This is a genomic window from Aquabacter sp., from assembly GCF_965279295.1.
Lineage (GTDB): Bacteria > Pseudomonadota > Alphaproteobacteria > Rhizobiales > Xanthobacteraceae > Aquabacter.
The window spans coordinates 343888-358734 of record NZ_CBDIHQ010000015.1 but is presented as its reverse complement, the minus strand read 5'-3'; the positions used below and the strand labels follow the sequence as shown (position 1 = coordinate 358734).

The window sequence follows — 14847 nt, the reverse complement described above, 5'->3', positions numbered from 1 at the left end:
CGGCGTCATGAAGCGCATCCTCATCACCGGCGGCGGACGTGGGCTGGGCGCGGCGATCGTGCGCGCGGTAAGTGCTGCGGGTTTCGACGTCACCTTCACCTATCGCAGCGCGGGCGCGGAAGCGCAGGTGCTGCTGGACGAACTGCGCGCCGCCCGCCCGGATGCCAACCCCATCGCCCATGCCGTGGATCTTGCCGACCGGGCGGCGGTGGATGCCTTCGCCGAAGGGCTGGAGGCCGAGGACGACCCCTATTTCGGCTTCTGCCACAACGCGGGCCAATCCTACGACACGCTTGCCGCGATGGTGGACCAGGACAAGGCCGAGGCGGTGATGCAGGTGAATCACTTCACCTTCGTGCGCATCGCCCGCGCGCTGGTGCGTCCCATGACGCGGGCGCGACAGGGGCGGATCGTCGCCATCGGCTCGGTCGCGGCATTGCTGGCAAACCAGGGAAACGTCGCCTACGCCGCCTCCAAGGCGGCCTTGCTGGCGCATGCGCGTGGCCTTGCGGTCGAGAGCGCCCGGCGCGGCGTGACAGTGAATTACGTCGCGCCCGGCTTCATCGACACCGCCATGCTCGCCAAGTTCGCGGACTATCGCGAAAAGATGATGGCCTCCATTCCCGCCGGGCGCTTCGCGACGCCAGACGACGTGGCGCAGGTGGTGGCGTTTCTTTTCTCCCCTGGGGCAGGCTATATCACCGGCGCCGTGATCCCGGTGGACGGGGGCCTTTCGGCACAGCTCGCCGCCCACCGCTGACCTTAAGGACAATAATGCGCGCCCTTCAGCTCGTTTCCGACCGCAACCTCCAGATCGTCGACCTGCCGGAGCCCGAGGCTCCAGGTGCCGGCGAGGTGCAGATCGCCGTCAAGGCTGTCGCTCTCAACCATATCGATGTCTGGGGCTGGCGCGGCATGGCATTCGCCAAGCGCAAGATGCCGCTGGTGGTGGGCGCTGAAGCCGCCGGGCAGATCATCGCCCTCGGCGCGGACGTGAAGGGCCTCAAGGTCGGCCAGACCGTCGCCATGTACGGCGCGATGACCTGCGGCCATTGCAAGCAGTGCCTGAAGGGCCGAGACAATCTCTGCCAGAGCGTCGGCGGGGTGCTCGGCTTCCATATCGACGGCTTCGCCCGCGAAATCGTCAACATGCCCGAGCGCCTTGTTATCCCGGCGCCCGAAGGGGTCTCCTTCGAGGACGCGGGCTGCGCCGGCATCACCTTCTCCACCGTCGAGCACATGCTGTTCGACAATGCCGAGCTTGAGAAGGGCGAGACCGTCCTGGTGCATGCCGGCGGCTCGGGCATCGGCTCCGCCGCCATCCGCCTCGCCAAGGATGTGGGCGCCACCGTCATCACCACGGTGGGCGACGACGAGAAGGCAGCGAAAGCCCTGGCGCTCGGCGCCGACCACGTCATCAACTACCGGGTCGACCGCTTCGAGCACGAGGTCCGCAAGATCACCAAGAAAGTGGGCGTGGACGTGGTGTTCGAGCATGTCGGGGCCGACACCTGGAACGGCTCGCTGCTCTCAATGAAGCCGGGCGCCCGCCTAGTCACCTGCGGCTCCACCTCAGGCGTGTCGGTGAACATGAACCTGATGCAACTCTTCCAGCGCCAGTACAAGATTTTCGGCTCGTTCGGCGCCACCATCCGCAACGTGGCAGACGGCCTCGAAAAGATGGGGCGTGGCGTCCTGCCGGTGATCGATACAGTGGTGCCGCTGGAAAAATTCAACGACGGGCTGGAGCGGCTGGAAAGCCGCCGCGTGTTCGGCAAGATCGTCGTCGGCTTCTGACCGGCGTTGGGGCCAAGGAATAGATGGTGTCGCCGCTGAACGCCTATGGAGTGCGGCTGGTCCGCCGCGCGCGCATGCTGATCGCGCCGCTGTGGGAGACGCTGGTCGTCGGGCTCCTGCAGGGGCTGGTCTGGTGGTCGCGCCTGTTCCCGATCTCCTGGTCGTCGGCCATCATCGCCACGTTAGCCAAGACGCTCGGACCGTTCTTCGTGGTCAGCCGCACCGCGCGGCGCAACCTACGTGCCGCTTTTCCCGAAAAGAGCAATTCGGAGATCTGGTGGATCGTGGTCGGCGTATGGGACAACCTTGGACGCATGGCGGCCGAATTCGCCCATCTCGACCGGATCTGGGATTACAACCCCGACCACCCCAATGACGGGCGCATCGAGATCGTCGGCACCGACATCATGGCCCGGCTGCGCGATGACGGCCTCCCCGCCTTGTTCTTTACCGCCCATACCGGGAACTGGGAGCTAAACGCCATTACCGGCGGCAAGCTCGGCGTGGAGGGCGGCGTGCTCTACCGCGCGCCCAATATCAAGAAGGCGGCAGACCTGATCACCCAGATGCGCGCCGAGACCATGCCGGGTTTGGTGAAGGCCGGCAGGAACGCCGGCCGGCAGATGGCGCGGATGTTGGAGGAGGGCCAACATCTCGGCATGCTGGTGGACCAGTATTGGGGACAGGGCGTGCAGGTGGACTTTTTCGGCCGCCCCTGCCCCACCAATCCCACCCTGGCGCGTCTCGCACGGCAGTTCGACTGTCCGGTGCATGGGATGCGGGTGATACGCCTACCCCGAGGCCGCTTCCGCATCGAGATCACCGAAGAACTGACCTTACCCCGCGACGTGGACGGGAAGATCGACGTTCAGGGCGCGATGCAGACAGTGACGTCGGTGATCGAGGATTGGGTTCGGGAATATCCCGCGCAATGGCTTTGGCTGCACCGCCGCTGGCGGTGAACGCTCCGCACCGTTTCAGCGACGCGTCGAACGGCGCACACGCTTGTTGTCGTACATGAAGCGGTCTGCGGTCGCGAGGAGGTCGGCAATGCCGGTCTGGGAACTGACCATGCCTTCTGCCATGCCGACGCTGAAGGATAGCGGGAAGGCGTCGGACCGCCCCGCGTTGCAGGCAAAGATGGCATCCTGGATGCGCTGGCGCGTGACCGCCTCGTTGTACACCGGGTTGCGGATGAGCATGCAGAACTCGTCGCCGCCGAGCCGGGCGACCACATCGCCGATCCGCGCCACGACCCTCAGCACGTCGGCGGCGGAGCGGATCAGCGCGTCGCCGGCCGCATGGCCTTGCGAGTCGTTGACGGTTTTCAGCCCGTCCAAATCGATGAACAGAACCTGCACGCGGGTTTCTTCCTGAACCGCCTTCTCGGCGAATTCAAAGAAACCGCGTCTGTTATACAGGCCAGTCAATTCGTCGGTCACTGACCGGCGCTCCATTGCCGCCTTCGCCTGAGCCAGCAAGGAGAGGTCGGTCATCTGCTCATCCGCCTCCTGGCGAACGCGGATGTTTTCCATGGCCAGGGACGTCGCATCCGCCAGCGCCTGGAGAAGCTGAACCTCCTGGGTCGTCGCCTCGTGGCGGGTCGCCCAATAATTGCCGATGGCACCAACCGGAGAGAGGGTGCGGATCGGCACCATGACGAGGCTTTTCACGAATGTGGGGCGGTAGGCGTCAGCGGGAATTCGGTCATCCTCGTAGATGTCCGGGATGACCACATGGGCCTTGTTCCGCATCACCCAACCGCTGATGCACATGCTCTGCGGAAAACGTTTTCCCTTCCAGAGCGGAGCGATTGCGTCTTCATCCGCGTAGAAACAGTTTTCGCCATCGTTATCGTTGAGGACGATTGTCGCACCGTCGCAGCCCGTCAGCTCCCGCGCCACAACGCTCACGATACCCTGGATGTCTTCCAGCGACTTCGCCAAGGACAATTCTTGAACAGCACCGAGCAGGCGACCGATATTTCTCGCATAGGAGCGAGCTTCAAAATCCTCGGGAAGAGGCGATGTGAAGGCGAGCGTCCCGCGGTTCGGAGGACTGATATTCATCGGCGCCCTCAGGAAACCACGGAGATTTAACTAGGATTTGATTAATTCGCTTAAGCTTTACAAAAAGAGCAGAAAGGCGCGCCGGCTGCAACTGGGCAGTTTGTGCCTTGCAAAATTCGCCTTTGCGATCGCGTTGAGAAAAAGCGCGCAAAATCTTGTCCTTGCCGGCGCGGCCACGATCCTATAAAGCCGCGCTTTCCGATTTCAGGGATGAAAATGATGGTATCGCGGCCGGTGGCCGTCATCATGGGCAGCCAGTCCGACTGGGAAACCATGCGCCACGCGGTCGAGATACTCGACGCGTTGGAAGTGCCTTGCGACGTGCGCATCGTTTCGGCTCATCGGACGCCGGACCGGATGTTCGCGTTCGCCAAGGGCGCGAAAGAGGCCGGCTTCCAGGTAATCATCGCCGGCGCCGGCGGCGCGGCGCACCTTCCCGGCATGGTGGCGGCGCTGACGTTGTTGCCGGTATTCGGCGTGCCAGTCGAATCCAAGGCACTCTCGGGCGTCGACAGCCTTCACTCCATCGTACAGATGCCCGCTGGCGTTCCGGTGGGCACCCTTGCCATCGGCAAGCCCGGTGCCACCAATGCCGCCCTGCTGGCGGCTGCGGTTCTCGCGCTTCACGACCCTGCCCTCGCGGCGCGGCTCGAAGCTTGGCGCGCTGCGCGGACCGCAAGCGTCGCGGAGCGCCCGTCCTGACCTCCATGCTTAAGCCAGGCGGCACCATCGGCATCCTCGGCGGCGGCCAGCTTGGCCGCATGATTGCGCTGTCTGCCGCCCAATTGGGCCTGAACACCCACATCCTGTGCCCGGAGCCGGATAGCCCCGCGTTCCAGGTGGCGGCCGGCCATATCCGCGCGGCCTATAACGATGAAACGGCGCTGGCTGAACTTGCTCGCGTGAGCGACGTGGTCACTTACGAGTTCGAGAACGTGCCGCTGGCCACCGCCGAGTTCCTGGCAGCTCGCGTGCCGGTACGCCCAGGCGCGCGTGCACTTGCGGTTTCGCAGGACCGGCTGGTGGAGAAATCCTTTGTGCGGGATCTTGGCATTGAGACCGCGCCGTTCGCGCCTGTGGACGATTTTTCCGGCCTGGAAGCAGCGGTCGCGCGGATCGGCCTGCCGGCGGTGCTGAAGACCCGACGTTTCGGATATGACGGCAAGGGTCAGGTTACGATCCGTCCCGGCGACGACATCCGCGCGGCCTGGGACATCATCGGCCGGCAGAGCGCTATCCTTGAAGGCTTTGTATCATTCCGGCGCGAGGTGTCCGTGGTTGCGGCGCGGCGCGAGGATGGCGCGTTCGCCGCCTTCGACGTGACCGAGAATGTACACCGAGATCACATTCTGCACGTCTCCACCGTCCCCGCCGCGATTTCACCCGAGGCGGAGAAGCAGGCGCGGGGTATCGCCTGCCAGATCGCCGGGGCGCTGGAATATGTCGGCGTCTTCACGGTGGAGTTGTTCGTGGCCGAACGCGGCATCAGCGAGCGGATGATCGTCAACGAGATCGCGCCGCGGGTGCACAATTCCGGCCATTGGACCATGGATGGCGCGCTCACCAGCCAGTTTGAGCAGCATGTGCGGGCGATCGCGGGCTGGCCCCTGGGCGATACCGCTCGCCTCGGGCGGGTCGAGATGCTCAATCTCATCGGCGATGATGTGAACGACTGGCCGCGCTTTCTCGCCGAGCCCGGCGCCCACCTGCATCTCTACGGCAAGGATGAAGCCCGTCCCGGCCGCAAGATGGGCCATGTGAACCGCCTGCTGGACCGGCAGCCGGACGGCTGCTGACCGCCCCACCGGATCACGACATCTCACAGCGCGGTAGCGCCCATCCGGCATTCGGCTAAAGTGCGCCCCGTTTGTTGCCGGGAGCTTCCTATGTCCGCTGAGAAAGTCGCCATCGTTACCGCCGGTGGCAGCGGAATGGGCGCGGACGCGGCGCGCCAATTGGCCTCCGACGGCTTCAAGGTCGCGATCCTCTCTTCTTCAGGCAAGGGCGAGGCATTGGCGCAGGCGTTGGGCGGCTTCGGTGTCACAGGCTCGAATCAATCCAACGACGACATCAAGCGCTTGGTGGACGCCACCATGGACCGCTGGGGGCGGGTGGATGTGCTGGTGAACAGCGCCGGCCACGGTCCTCGCGCGCCGATCCTCGACCTGACCGACGAGGACTGGCACCGGGGACTCGATGTCTATCTGATGAACGTGATCCGGCCGACGCGGCTCGTGACGCCGATCATGGTGGCGCAGAAGGCCGGGGCCATCATCAACATCTCGACCTTTGCCACCTTCGAACCGGATCCGGTGTTTCCCACCTCCGGCGTGTTCCGCTCGGGCCTTGCCGCCTTCACCAAGCTGTTCGCGGACAAATATGCCGCCGACAACGTGCGCATGAACAACGTGCTTCCCGGCTTCATCGACAGTCTGCCGGAAAAGGAAGAGTTCCGCGCACGCATCCCCATGGGCCGCTATGGCAAAAGCGCGGAGATCGCGCAGACCATCGCCTTCCTGGCTTCCCCCGGCGCTGGCTACATCACCGGGCAGAACCTGCGGGTCGACGGGGGCATCACCCGCTCGGTGTGACCGGCCGGCTCATTCCTCCAGCGCGGCCTTCACCAAGGCGCGCGCCATCCAGCGCACCGTTTCGTCGGTGCGCGTGGGATCGAGTGCGCAGACATCCTTCAGAACCACCAACGCCTCGATACCCGCCAACACCGAGAGCGCATTCACCAGCCGCTCGAACCGCGCCGGCGGCAGTTCGGCCTTGAGCGGCGCCAGCGCCGCCGCCAGCCAGCGCACGCGCCGCGCGCCACGGGTGGCAGTGCCCTCCCCACCCATGGCGAGCGCCAGATAGGTTCGGAAAAGGGCTTCGTTGCGCATCACCATGGCGAGAATTCGCGAAACCGCCTCGGCTGCGGCCTCCTCCGGCGCCCCGCCCTCCGGCATGGCGTAGACGACGCCGTCCACTTCTCCCGCCAACCTGTCGAGCACCGCCTCCTGCGCAAGCGCCTCAGGCGTGGAGAAATAGCGATAGGCCGTCGCGCGTGAGATGCCCGCCTTGTCCGCCGCCTCGGCAACGCTCGCCTGCCGCCCCTGGTCGAGAAGCGCCCGTGCCGCATCCAGCAGCGCCTGCCGGGTGCGCTGCTTCTGCGCCACCCGCTCAAATCCTTGTTGACCTGCCATCTCGATCCTTTTATGAGACATATATCTCATTAAGAGACATTTGTATCATTTATCTCCGGAAGCTCAAACATGCAGGCCGCTTCGCCCTCTCCCACCTTGCCGTCGCCAACCGTCGGTTCATCGGTTCATCTTCTGGGCACAATCATCACCTTTCGCGCCACAGCGGGGCAGACCGAGGGGCATTTTTCGCTGGTGGACACCACGACCGCTTCGGGCGCCGGCACACCGGCGCATGTGCACAGCGACGATGCCGAAGCCTTCTATGTGCTTGAGGGTAGCTACGAGTTCGTGGTGAACGGCAAGGCCGGAATCCATGGCCCGGGGAGCTTCGTCTACATGCCGCAAGGCTGCCCGCACGCCTTCCGCAATGTCGGAGCCGCGCCAGCGCGCATGCTCACCATCAATGTGCCCGGCGGGCTGCACGAGCGGTTCTTCCTGGCGGCCGGCGATCCGGTGTCCGCGCCTGACGCGTTCCCCGCATCCGCCGCACCGGATCTGCCGAAAATCATCGCGGCGGCGACCGCGCACGGCATCAGCATGCTGCCGCCGTCGTAAGGCCGCTCAGAGCACCGGCTTCTCTGTCTTGTAGATAAGCCGGCCTTCCTCGGCCTTGTAGAAATACTGGCTACAGACCAGCCAGCCCTTGAGGGGCCGCAAGGGCGGAATGCAGGTCAGCAGCAGCAACGGCAGGGTGGTTACAAGATGCACCCAGTATGGCGCCTGCCAGACCACTTCCATCCAGAGGGCGAACACCGTCGGCGGCAAGCACCCGAACGTTATGACGAAAAATGCCGGACCGTCAGCAGGATCGGCGAAAGAATAATCGAGACCGCAAACCTCACACTTCGGCGCGAGTGTCAGGAAGCCGTTGAACAGATGGCCCTCTCCGCATCTGGGGCAGCGACCGCGAATACCAGTCTGCATCGGCGACAGAGGAGGCCACTGCCGCTCCATCTTGGGATTGGGCATCATTTTCTCCTATTTTTTATTATCTTTCTTGGGCTGCATATTGGACCGCCACAGCCTGCTCACAAGATGTGCACTTGTCGCAGACGGTGCGACACGCGGTCAGGGTCAGCGGGACCTCCCCGCCAACGTTAACGATGTCTTTAAATCCCCGACGCGGGACGCTGCGATCCGGCGCCGCGTTTGTTATTCTCGCAGAGCCCGGCGAGGGAGGCTGGCCGGGCAGTGCGAGGGTCCATGTTTTTCCTGATACGCATGGCTTTCTGGATCGGACTGGTGCTGATGCTGCTCCCGCTCTCTACGGCGGAAGACGGCACGCGCCAGATCGGCGCTTGGCAGGCCCTTAGCGCCGCTCAATCCGCGCTCTCCGATGCAAGCGGCTTCTGCCAGCGCCAGCCTGATGCCTGCGCGGTGGGCGGGCAGCTTCTGGGCCACCTAGGGGACAAGGCTCAAGCTGGAATCAAGTGGCTGTTCGAGAATGTCGGCACCAAGCAGGATGCAGCGAATGTCGCCGCATCCGTGCTGGACAAGCTGCCGGGCGGCCATGCCCTGACCCCGCAGGATCTCGTGCCGGCATGGGGTGGCGAGGTCAGCGAAATGCCGAAACCCGCTCTGCTGCCGGCGAATGGCGTGCCGTTCCCGCCGCGCAAACCGGTCTGAACGCTTTCTCCGGAGCCTGCAAACGCCTATATGGCGAGGGTCGGCCGCATCCTGCGGCCCCTACCCGCCCGGAACCATGGACGTAGAAAGCCTCATCGCGGACTTCCAGCTTCTCGACGACTGGGAAGACCGCTACCGCTTCGTGATCGAATTGGGACGCGCGCTGCCGCCCTTCCCCGACTCCGAGCGCACTGAAGACAACAAGGTTCAGGGCTGCGCCAGCCAGGTGTGGCTGGTGAGCCACCAGCGCACCGGCCCTGATGGGCCGGTGCTGGATTTCGAGGGTGATTCCGACGCTCACATCGTGCGCGGCTTGGTGGCGGTGCTACTGAGTCTGCTTTCGGGGAAAAGTGCCAAGGACATCCTGACCACCGACGCACTCAAGCTGTTCCGCGAGATCGGCCTTGAGGGCCATCTCACGCCGCAGCGGTCCAATGGCCTCAATTCCATGGTGAAGCGCATCCGCGCCGACGCACAGGCGGCGCTGGCGCAGGTGTGATGAGGCGTCGCCTGTCAGGCAACGCTGGCGCTGTAGGTGAGCGGATCCGGCCCGAAGCGATTTGGGCCCGGCGTCCCGCGCAGCAGATTGAAGATGAAGATCACCAGACCACCGATGAGGGTCAGGTAAGCCAGCATCCACCAGCCGGTGCGGTCGATGTCGTGCAGCCGCCGCACGCCGATCGCAATGCCGGGGATCAAGTGCACGAGATGGACCAGGGCGCCGATCGGCCCGCCATCTTCCGCTGAGCGCCCGAACAGGCCGTAGTCGAGAATTCCGGCGGCAATCTCGAGGATCAGTACCGCCAGGATGAACCACCAGAACCCTGCGCGGGACGTGCGCCCGGTGAAGGTCGTGTAGTGACGCATCGCGTCAAGATAAGCATTCATGTTTCCAGCCTCCCGCGCCGAGTATAGTCACCGGCACGCGCCCGCATAGCGCACCCGCGATCATTCCCCCACCTCCGCGTCGGGGGCGTGCCAAGAACGGAGTGGTGCTCGCGCCCGGCCCCGCGCAACGCGGGCGTAACCGTAATGGGACGCGAGCCGGTCGAGACCGAGACCCAGCACCACTTTGGCGGTTCGCGCAGGCCAGCAATGCTCCTGCTCCACCAGTTCCAGGCCCTTTAGAAAACAGCAGACATCCAGCAGCACGCCGGAAAGCTCCGGCCCCACCGCGCGGATTGCCGCATCCACGCGCGCCTTGGCGGCAAGCACCACGTCGCTGAACGCCTCGATGCCTCCGCCCGACCCAGCGGCCGCCCAATTGGTGGTGACACGCGGCGTCAGGCCCGCGCGGGTGAAATCGAGCCGCAGCCGCTCACCTGCCATGAACTGAGCCGGATCTATGAGCGGCGCGCCATCGCGTCCCCGCCGGTTCGCAAGCCAGGCCAGGGGGCTCTCGGCAAGATCAAGTTCCAGAACCCGCTCCTGCCCGTCCACCATCACCCGGCACGTAAAAAGCGGCCTACGCGCCGCCTCGCGCGCCGATCTGGTCCGCACCCGACCCTTCAGACTGTCTTTGCCATTCATGCCTGCACCCGATCGGCAATGGCGCTGCGCGCTCTGGCTTCCAGGGTGTCCACGAGGGCATCGAACGCCGGACGCTCGCGTGCCTCCTCAATGCGCGCACAGCCGTAAGCGACGCTGGCGCGATGGCGGGCAAAGCGCCGCGCAACCTCGTTCTGCGAAAGGCCGTAGGTCACATGGGCCAGATAAAACGCGAGATGGCGCGCCCGGGAGACCCGCCGGGATGCCCGCGCCGGGGCGAGAATAACCTGAGGCGGGAGGTCAGCCCAGCTTGCCGCGAGGGACCGCGCAAGGTTGGCCAAACACGCCTCCTCACGGGTAACGGGCCGCATGTATTGCTTTTGAACGGGACGGGCGGAAGCGTGAGCAAGGTCACACATGAAAATCTCCGATCTAGGATTTATATCCTAGATCTAGAAATTTTGATTGGCAAGCCATGGTCGCACTTTGGGGCTGTGGTGCGCAAGATGCTTTTAATAAGAGGACATTAGAGCTGATAAACTAGGCGAAACCAAAATTTCCTAGGATATTTTTCCGCCACCCCGGCCGGTAGCTTGATGATTGAGCCCTCTCGAAGGAGGGCCAGCCATGAACACGACACCAGCATACGCCGCGCGAGGCCGCACAAACCGCAAACACGGCCGGTCGGCAGGACGGGACAGGATACAGGGGTTTTCCAGCGTGAACCGGGAGGAGGAGATCGACGCCAGGGTGCCTGCTCTCGCCTTTCTCACCTCGGGAGAACCGGCGGCAATCCAGGCCGCGTTGCGTGCCATGCGCCGGGCAAGCCATGTCCGCGGCTCCGGCTATGATCCGATACGCCACGCGGCGCTTCTAAGATTGCACAAAATGAAGGCGCCACCTGTTGAGGTGGCGCCTTGCGCGATCGGACCTCAGTCCAAAATCTAATGAAAATGTCTCGCGAATTCGATCAGCGGCGGCGGCGCTGCTGGCCGAGACCCATCTGCTTGGCAAGCTCAGAACGGGCGGCCGCATAATTGGGCGCAACCATGGGATAGTCGGGCGGCAAGCCCCACTTCTCACGATACTGCTCGGGGCTCAAATTGTACTGCGTGCGCAGGTGGCGCTTCAGCGATTTGAACTTCTTACCGTCTTCCAGACAGATGATGAAGTCGGGTGTCACGGACTTCTTGAGCGGAACAGCCGGCTTCAGGGGCTCGGGCGAAGCCTCGACTTCACCCTTCGACACGCGCTGCAACGCAGCATGCACTTCATTGATGAGACCCGGCAGATCTCCCGCCGCGACCGAATTGTTGCTGACATACGCAGAGACAATTTCTGCAGCCAGCTCGATATAGGAGGTCGATTCCGTTGCTTCGCTCATGAGACTTTCTTCAGGTTTGAAATGAAAACCGAAGCGGCCAGTCCGGATTGGAGACCACATTCCATACGAACGCTTTATCTTCAACCGGACGGCATCGGTATAGGGATTCTCTGACCAAGCCGCATTTGCTAGTTATGTTGTTCGGATATGAATTGCAAGTTCATAGTCAGGGTAATCACACTTCTTCTTTCCTGCTCTTAGGCAATCTGATGGAACGGCGCGCGTGCACTAGCGTCATTCAAGTCCATACCATTGTTGAATAGGGTATGCCTGCGCCGCATAATGCACCTTTCTGGCGCCGGAGCGCCTTGCAGTGGCGCTGAGCAATGCTTAACTCCTGAGACCGTGCCCCATTTTGACGCTGCTAGCCTTGCCGAACACGCCGCGTCCCGCCCGGTGGCGCGCATGGCGCTAGCGTTCTATCAAGCGAGAGGATGCCCCGATGGCCGATAACGTTTCCTCAGGCAAAATCGTGAAAAGCGAAGCGGAATGGGCAAGCTGTCTCACGCCTGAGCAGTTTCGTGTCGCCCGCGAGCACGGGACGGAACGGGCGTTTACCGGCCCCTATTGGGATGAGAAACGCGCCGGCCTCTATAGCTGCGTCGCCTGCGATGCACCGCTGTTCTCCTCCGATACCAAGTATGAATCCGGCTCCGGCTGGCCCAGTTTCTTCGCGCCGGTCTCCGCAGAAGCGATCGCCAGCCACGAGGATGTCTCCCACGGCATGCGCCGGGTGGAAATCCGCTGCGCTCGTTGCGACAGCCATCTCGGGCATGTGTTTCCCGACGGCCCGGCGCCCACGGGGCTGCGCTTCTGCATGAATGGCACCGCACTTTCCCTTAAGCTCGGCGCCACGCCGGGCAGCGGGGGAAGCGATGCGGTCTGAACCACCCCGCGCCCCGCGCCGGCCGAGCACGCAAACTCTCCATGGTGTTGAGTTGCGCGACGATTATGCGTGGCTCAAGGCTGAGAACTGGCGCGACGTCATGCGCGATCCTACCGTTCTTGGTACCGACATCCGATCATATCTGGAGGCGGAAAACGCCTATTCCGACGACTTCTTCGCCCCGGATGGGGCGCTGAAGGACACGCTGCTCACTGAGATGCGCGGGCGCATCAAGGAGGACGATGCGGGGGTTCCCTCGCCCGACGGCGCTTATGCCTATTACTCCCGCCACCGCCAGGGCGGGCAGCATCCGCTGTTCTGCCGCAAGCTCCTGCCCGAGGGCGAGGAAACCATCCTGCTCGACGGCGATGCTGAAGCGCGGGGCAAGGCCTATTTCCGTCTCGGCCAAATCCGCCACACGCCGGACCATCTCCGCCTCGCCTTCGCGGCAGACGAACAAGGCTCGGAGCTTTATTCCATCCGCATACGAGATCTTGAGAGCGGTGAGGACCTGCCGGATCGACTGGAGGGCGCCACGGGCGACATCCTATGGTCGCAGGACGGCACAGTTCTTTATTACATCCGGCGCGATGCCGAGCACCGCCCATCCATGGTCTTCCGTCATCGGCTCGGCACCGATCCGCTGAGCGACGTTCTGGTCTATGAGGAACCGGACAAAGGCTTCTTCGTCTCGCTCGGAGAGACCCAGTCCCGTGCCTTCGGACTGCTCGCTTGCGGCGATCACGACACATCCGAGGTGCACCTCATCAATCTGGCGGATGCCGATATGCCCTTGCGGGTGGTCGCGTCCCGCGAGATTGGCGTGCGCTATGAGGTGGAGCACCACCCTGATCTTGGCGGCATCGACAGCCTCGTCATCCTCACCAATGCGGATGGCGCCGAGGACTTCAAGATCGTCACAACCCCCAGCGCCACGCCAAGCCGCGCCTTCTGGCAGGATTTGGTACCGCATCGGGCGGGGCGGATGATCTTGAGCCAGGTGGCCTATCTCGGCTTTCTGGTGCGGCTGGAGCGCGAGAACGGTTTGCCGCGCATCATCGTCCGCGCGGTGTTTTCCAGCGAGGAGCACTCGATCGCATTTGACGAAGAGGCCTACGCCCTGGGAATGGACGGGGGCTTCCAGTTCGAGACCGGAGAGCTTCGCTTCACCTATGCCTCCATGACCACGCCCACTGAGATGTGGGGCTACGACATGCACTCGCGCGGGCGCCACCTGCTGAAGCGGCAGGAAATCCCCAGCGGACACGACCCCGCCGCCTATGTCACCCGCCGCATCTACGCGGCAGCACCGGATGGCGCCGAAGTGCCTGTGACGCTGCTGTATCGCGCCGACACTCCGCTTGATGGCACCGCGGCTTGCCTGCTCTATGGCTATGGCGCCTATGGCATCACCATTCCGGCTAGCTTTTCCACCACCCGCCTTTCGCTGGTAGATCGCGGCTTCATCTATGCCATCGCCCATGTGCGCGGTGGCACGGAGAAGGGCTGGCGCTGGTATGCCGATGGCAAGCTCGACAAGAAAACCAATACCTTCACCGACTTCATCGCCGCAGCCGAGCATCTGGTGGCCGAGAACATCACGCGTGCGGACCGCATCGTCGCCCACGGCGGCTCGGCAGGCGGAATGCTTATGGGCGCCGTCTCCAACATGCGCCCTGAGTTGTTCGCAGGCATCGTCGCGGAGGTGCCCTTCGTCGATGTGCTCGCCACCATGCTGGACGACACCTTGCCCCTCACTCCACCCGAATGGCCGGAGTGGGGAAATCCCATCGCAAGCGCGGACGCGTTTGCGCGCATCCGCTCCTATTCCCCGGTGGATAATGTGGCACCCCGCGCATACCCCGCGATCTTTGCCCTGGCCGGCCTCACCGATCCACGCGTGACCTATTGGGAGCCCGCGCGATGGATGGCCCGCCTGCGGGAGGCGAACCAGGGCGAAGCGCCGCTGCTATTGCGCACCAACATGGACGCGGGCCACGGCGGCGCCGCTGGGCGTTTTGACCGGCTGGAAGAGGTGGCGCTTGTCTTTATCTTCGCGCTCCGCACCGCCGCGACGGGATAAGCTTGACCACGATGCCCCAAACGACCTCTCAAGGGCAGCCTGGCAAAGACCAGACCGCCCTTGGTGAGATGGGAGTGAGCGCCCGCGTGTATTCCAAAGTCGCGCCCAGAGGGCGCGCTACAACCTGAAGCAACGCTAAGGGATCGCGAGACTTCGGTAACCTTACCTTAGGACGCCGCGTCTAGGCGATAAGACCAAGCAGGTTTCACCCACGCTCCCGCATTCGGTGCTTGAGCAAATTGATTCAATATCTTGTCAGGAGCCGCCGCGAGTGCTTGAGTGCGCTCACAAAAAGCACACTCTGATTACCTTGTGCAGCAATC

At 63.6% G+C, this 14847-nt stretch carries 19 protein-coding genes; 12 read left to right on the top strand and 7 right to left on the bottom strand.

Annotation, left to right across the window (positions count from 1 at the left end; translation table 11 throughout):
- The first annotated feature begins 7 nt into the window (after nt 1-7).
- The 3 genes from ADADO0_RS12360 to ADADO0_RS12350 are packed head-to-tail and all read left to right on the top strand — an operon-like array spanning nt 8 to nt 2759.
- Nucleotides 8-760 (top strand): SDR family oxidoreductase, encoded by a 753-nt coding sequence (locus ADADO0_RS12360; protein ID WP_511305450.1) that lies wholly within the window; start codon nt 8-10, stop codon nt 758-760.
- Between the two features lie 14 nt (nt 761-774).
- Complete coding sequence (locus ADADO0_RS12355) at nt 775-1797, top strand: zinc-binding dehydrogenase (RefSeq protein WP_511305449.1); 1023 nt, start codon at nt 775-777, stop codon at nt 1795-1797.
- 23 nt (nt 1798-1820) lie between these two features.
- The gene (locus tag ADADO0_RS12350) at nt 1821-2759 is read left to right on the top strand and encodes a lipid A biosynthesis lauroyl acyltransferase (protein WP_511305448.1); all 939 of its coding nucleotides are present in this window, start codon (nt 1821-1823) and stop codon (nt 2757-2759) included.
- A gap of 15 nt (nt 2760-2774) precedes the next feature.
- Here ADADO0_RS12350 and ADADO0_RS12345 read toward each other — a convergent pair whose 3' ends face one another.
- Complete coding sequence (locus tag ADADO0_RS12345; RefSeq protein WP_511305447.1) at nt 2775-3743, bottom strand: GGDEF domain-containing protein; 969 nt, start codon at nt 3741-3743, stop codon at nt 2775-2777.
- 339 nt (nt 3744-4082) lie between these two features.
- On the opposite strand from ADADO0_RS12345, the gene purE reads away from it, so the two are divergent.
- The 3 genes from purE (at nt 4083) to ADADO0_RS12330 (ending at nt 6457) form a co-directional block, all read left to right on the top strand.
- On the top strand, nt 4083-4568 hold the full coding sequence (purE, locus tag ADADO0_RS12340) for a 5-(carboxyamino)imidazole ribonucleotide mutase (protein ID WP_511305446.1): 486 nt from the start codon (nt 4083-4085) through the stop codon (nt 4566-4568).
- Between the two features lie 5 nt (nt 4569-4573).
- The gene (locus tag ADADO0_RS12335; RefSeq protein WP_511305445.1) at nt 4574-5662 is read left to right on the top strand and encodes a 5-(carboxyamino)imidazole ribonucleotide synthase; all 1089 of its coding nucleotides are present in this window, start codon (nt 4574-4576) and stop codon (nt 5660-5662) included.
- 90 nt (nt 5663-5752) lie between these two features.
- Nucleotides 5753-6457 carry an SDR family oxidoreductase gene (locus ADADO0_RS12330; RefSeq protein ID WP_511305444.1) on the top strand — a complete coding sequence of 235 codons (705 nt, stop codon included), beginning with the start codon at nt 5753-5755 and terminating at the stop codon, nt 6455-6457.
- A 9-nt stretch (nt 6458-6466) separates the two neighbouring features.
- Here ADADO0_RS12330 and ADADO0_RS12325 read toward each other — a convergent pair whose 3' ends face one another.
- Entirely contained in the window at nt 6467-7057 is a 591-nt protein-coding gene (locus tag ADADO0_RS12325; protein ID WP_511305443.1) for a TetR family transcriptional regulator, read from the bottom strand.
- 69 nt (nt 7058-7126) lie between these two features.
- On the opposite strand from ADADO0_RS12325, the gene ADADO0_RS12320 reads away from it, so the two are divergent.
- Nucleotides 7127-7612 carry a cupin domain-containing protein gene (locus ADADO0_RS12320; protein ID WP_511305442.1) on the top strand — a complete coding sequence of 162 codons (486 nt, stop codon included), beginning with the start codon at nt 7127-7129 and terminating at the stop codon, nt 7610-7612.
- 6 nt (nt 7613-7618) lie between these two features.
- On the opposite strand, the gene ADADO0_RS12315 is transcribed toward ADADO0_RS12320, so the two are convergent.
- Complete coding sequence (locus ADADO0_RS12315; protein WP_511305441.1) at nt 7619-8026, bottom strand: DUF983 domain-containing protein; 408 nt, start codon at nt 8024-8026, stop codon at nt 7619-7621.
- Between the two features lie 234 nt (nt 8027-8260).
- On the opposite strand from ADADO0_RS12315, the gene ADADO0_RS12310 reads away from it, so the two are divergent.
- Both ADADO0_RS12310 and ADADO0_RS12305 read left to right on the top strand, forming a co-directional pair.
- Entirely contained in the window at nt 8261-8683 is a 423-nt protein-coding gene (locus tag ADADO0_RS12310; protein WP_511305440.1) for a DUF5330 domain-containing protein, read from the top strand.
- Nucleotides 8684-8759: 76 nt separating this feature from the next.
- Nucleotides 8760-9182 (top strand): SufE family protein, encoded by a 423-nt coding sequence (locus ADADO0_RS12305; RefSeq protein WP_511305439.1) that lies wholly within the window; start codon nt 8760-8762, stop codon nt 9180-9182.
- A gap of 14 nt (nt 9183-9196) precedes the next feature.
- Here ADADO0_RS12305 and ADADO0_RS12300 read toward each other — a convergent pair whose 3' ends face one another.
- From ADADO0_RS12300 to ADADO0_RS12290, 3 genes are read right to left on the bottom strand one after another with little or no spacing between them, the layout of a single operon-like run.
- Complete coding sequence (locus ADADO0_RS12300; RefSeq protein ID WP_511305438.1) at nt 9197-9571, bottom strand: DUF805 domain-containing protein; 375 nt, start codon at nt 9569-9571, stop codon at nt 9197-9199.
- 60 nt (nt 9572-9631) lie between these two features.
- A complete protein-coding gene (locus ADADO0_RS12295; protein WP_511305437.1) occupies nt 9632-10213 on the bottom strand; it encodes a DUF6456 domain-containing protein in 582 nt (193 codons plus the stop codon).
- Nucleotides 10210-10512 (bottom strand): helix-turn-helix domain-containing protein, encoded by a 303-nt coding sequence (locus ADADO0_RS12290; protein WP_511305436.1) that lies wholly within the window; start codon nt 10510-10512, stop codon nt 10210-10212. Before ADADO0_RS12290 ends, ADADO0_RS12295 begins: the two co-directional genes overlap by 4 nt.
- Nucleotides 10513-10798: 286 nt before the next feature.
- On the opposite strand from ADADO0_RS12290, the gene ADADO0_RS12285 reads away from it, so the two are divergent.
- On the top strand, nt 10799-11119 hold the full coding sequence (locus ADADO0_RS12285) for a hypothetical protein (protein ID WP_511305435.1): 321 nt from the start codon (nt 10799-10801) through the stop codon (nt 11117-11119).
- A 22-nt stretch (nt 11120-11141) separates the two neighbouring features.
- On the opposite strand, the gene ADADO0_RS12280 is transcribed toward ADADO0_RS12285, so the two are convergent.
- Nucleotides 11142-11555, bottom strand: coding sequence for a Ros/MucR family transcriptional regulator (locus tag ADADO0_RS12280; protein ID WP_511305434.1), 414 nt, complete (start codon nt 11553-11555; stop codon nt 11142-11144).
- A gap of 442 nt (nt 11556-11997) precedes the next feature.
- Between ADADO0_RS12280 and msrB the strand changes: the two genes are divergently transcribed.
- Entirely contained in the window at nt 11998-12441 is a 444-nt protein-coding gene (gene msrB / locus ADADO0_RS12275; protein ID WP_511305433.1) for a peptide-methionine (R)-S-oxide reductase MsrB, read from the top strand.
- Nucleotides 12431-14524: a S9 family peptidase gene (locus tag ADADO0_RS12270; protein WP_511305432.1), complete on the top strand. Its 2094-nt coding sequence runs from the start codon at nt 12431-12433 to the stop codon at nt 14522-14524. Before msrB ends, ADADO0_RS12270 begins: the two co-directional genes overlap by 11 nt.
- Nucleotides 14525-14847: the final 323 nt, after the last annotated feature.

Bases quoted from the DNA above. Each gene is read 5' to 3' on its own strand.
- ADADO0_RS12360 (WP_511305450.1), top strand. From the start codon at position 8: ATGAAGCGCATCCTCATCACCGGCGGCGGACGTGGGCTGGGCGCGGCG.
- ADADO0_RS12355 (WP_511305449.1), top strand. From the start codon at position 775: ATGCGCGCCCTTCAGCTCGTTTCCGACCGCAACCTCCAGATCGTCGAC.
- ADADO0_RS12350 (WP_511305448.1), top strand. From the start codon at position 1,821: ATGGTGTCGCCGCTGAACGCCTATGGAGTGCGGCTGGTCCGCCGCGCG.
- purE (WP_511305446.1), top strand. From the start codon at position 4,083: ATGATGGTATCGCGGCCGGTGGCCGTCATCATGGGCAGCCAGTCCGAC.
- ADADO0_RS12335 (WP_511305445.1), top strand. From the start codon at position 4,574: ATGCTTAAGCCAGGCGGCACCATCGGCATCCTCGGCGGCGGCCAGCTT.
- ADADO0_RS12330 (WP_511305444.1), top strand. From the start codon at position 5,753: ATGTCCGCTGAGAAAGTCGCCATCGTTACCGCCGGTGGCAGCGGAATG.
- ADADO0_RS12325 (WP_511305443.1), bottom strand. From the start codon at position 7,057: ATGGCAGGTCAACAAGGATTTGAGCGGGTGGCGCAGAAGCAGCGCACC.
- ADADO0_RS12320 (WP_511305442.1), top strand. From the start codon at position 7,127: ATGCAGGCCGCTTCGCCCTCTCCCACCTTGCCGTCGCCAACCGTCGGT.
- ADADO0_RS12315 (WP_511305441.1), bottom strand. From the start codon at position 8,026: ATGCCCAATCCCAAGATGGAGCGGCAGTGGCCTCCTCTGTCGCCGATG.
- ADADO0_RS12310 (WP_511305440.1), top strand. From the start codon at position 8,261: ATGTTTTTCCTGATACGCATGGCTTTCTGGATCGGACTGGTGCTGATG.
- ADADO0_RS12305 (WP_511305439.1), top strand. From the start codon at position 8,760: ATGGACGTAGAAAGCCTCATCGCGGACTTCCAGCTTCTCGACGACTGG.
- ADADO0_RS12300 (WP_511305438.1), bottom strand. From the start codon at position 9,571: ATGAATGCTTATCTTGACGCGATGCGTCACTACACGACCTTCACCGGG.
- ADADO0_RS12295 (WP_511305437.1), bottom strand. From the start codon at position 10,213: ATGAATGGCAAAGACAGTCTGAAGGGTCGGGTGCGGACCAGATCGGCG.
- ADADO0_RS12285 (WP_511305435.1), top strand. From the start codon at position 10,799: ATGAACACGACACCAGCATACGCCGCGCGAGGCCGCACAAACCGCAAA.
- ADADO0_RS12280 (WP_511305434.1), bottom strand. From the start codon at position 11,555: ATGAGCGAAGCAACGGAATCGACCTCCTATATCGAGCTGGCTGCAGAA.
- msrB (WP_511305433.1), top strand. From the start codon at position 11,998: ATGGCCGATAACGTTTCCTCAGGCAAAATCGTGAAAAGCGAAGCGGAA.
- ADADO0_RS12270 (WP_511305432.1), top strand. From the start codon at position 12,431: ATGCGGTCTGAACCACCCCGCGCCCCGCGCCGGCCGAGCACGCAAACT.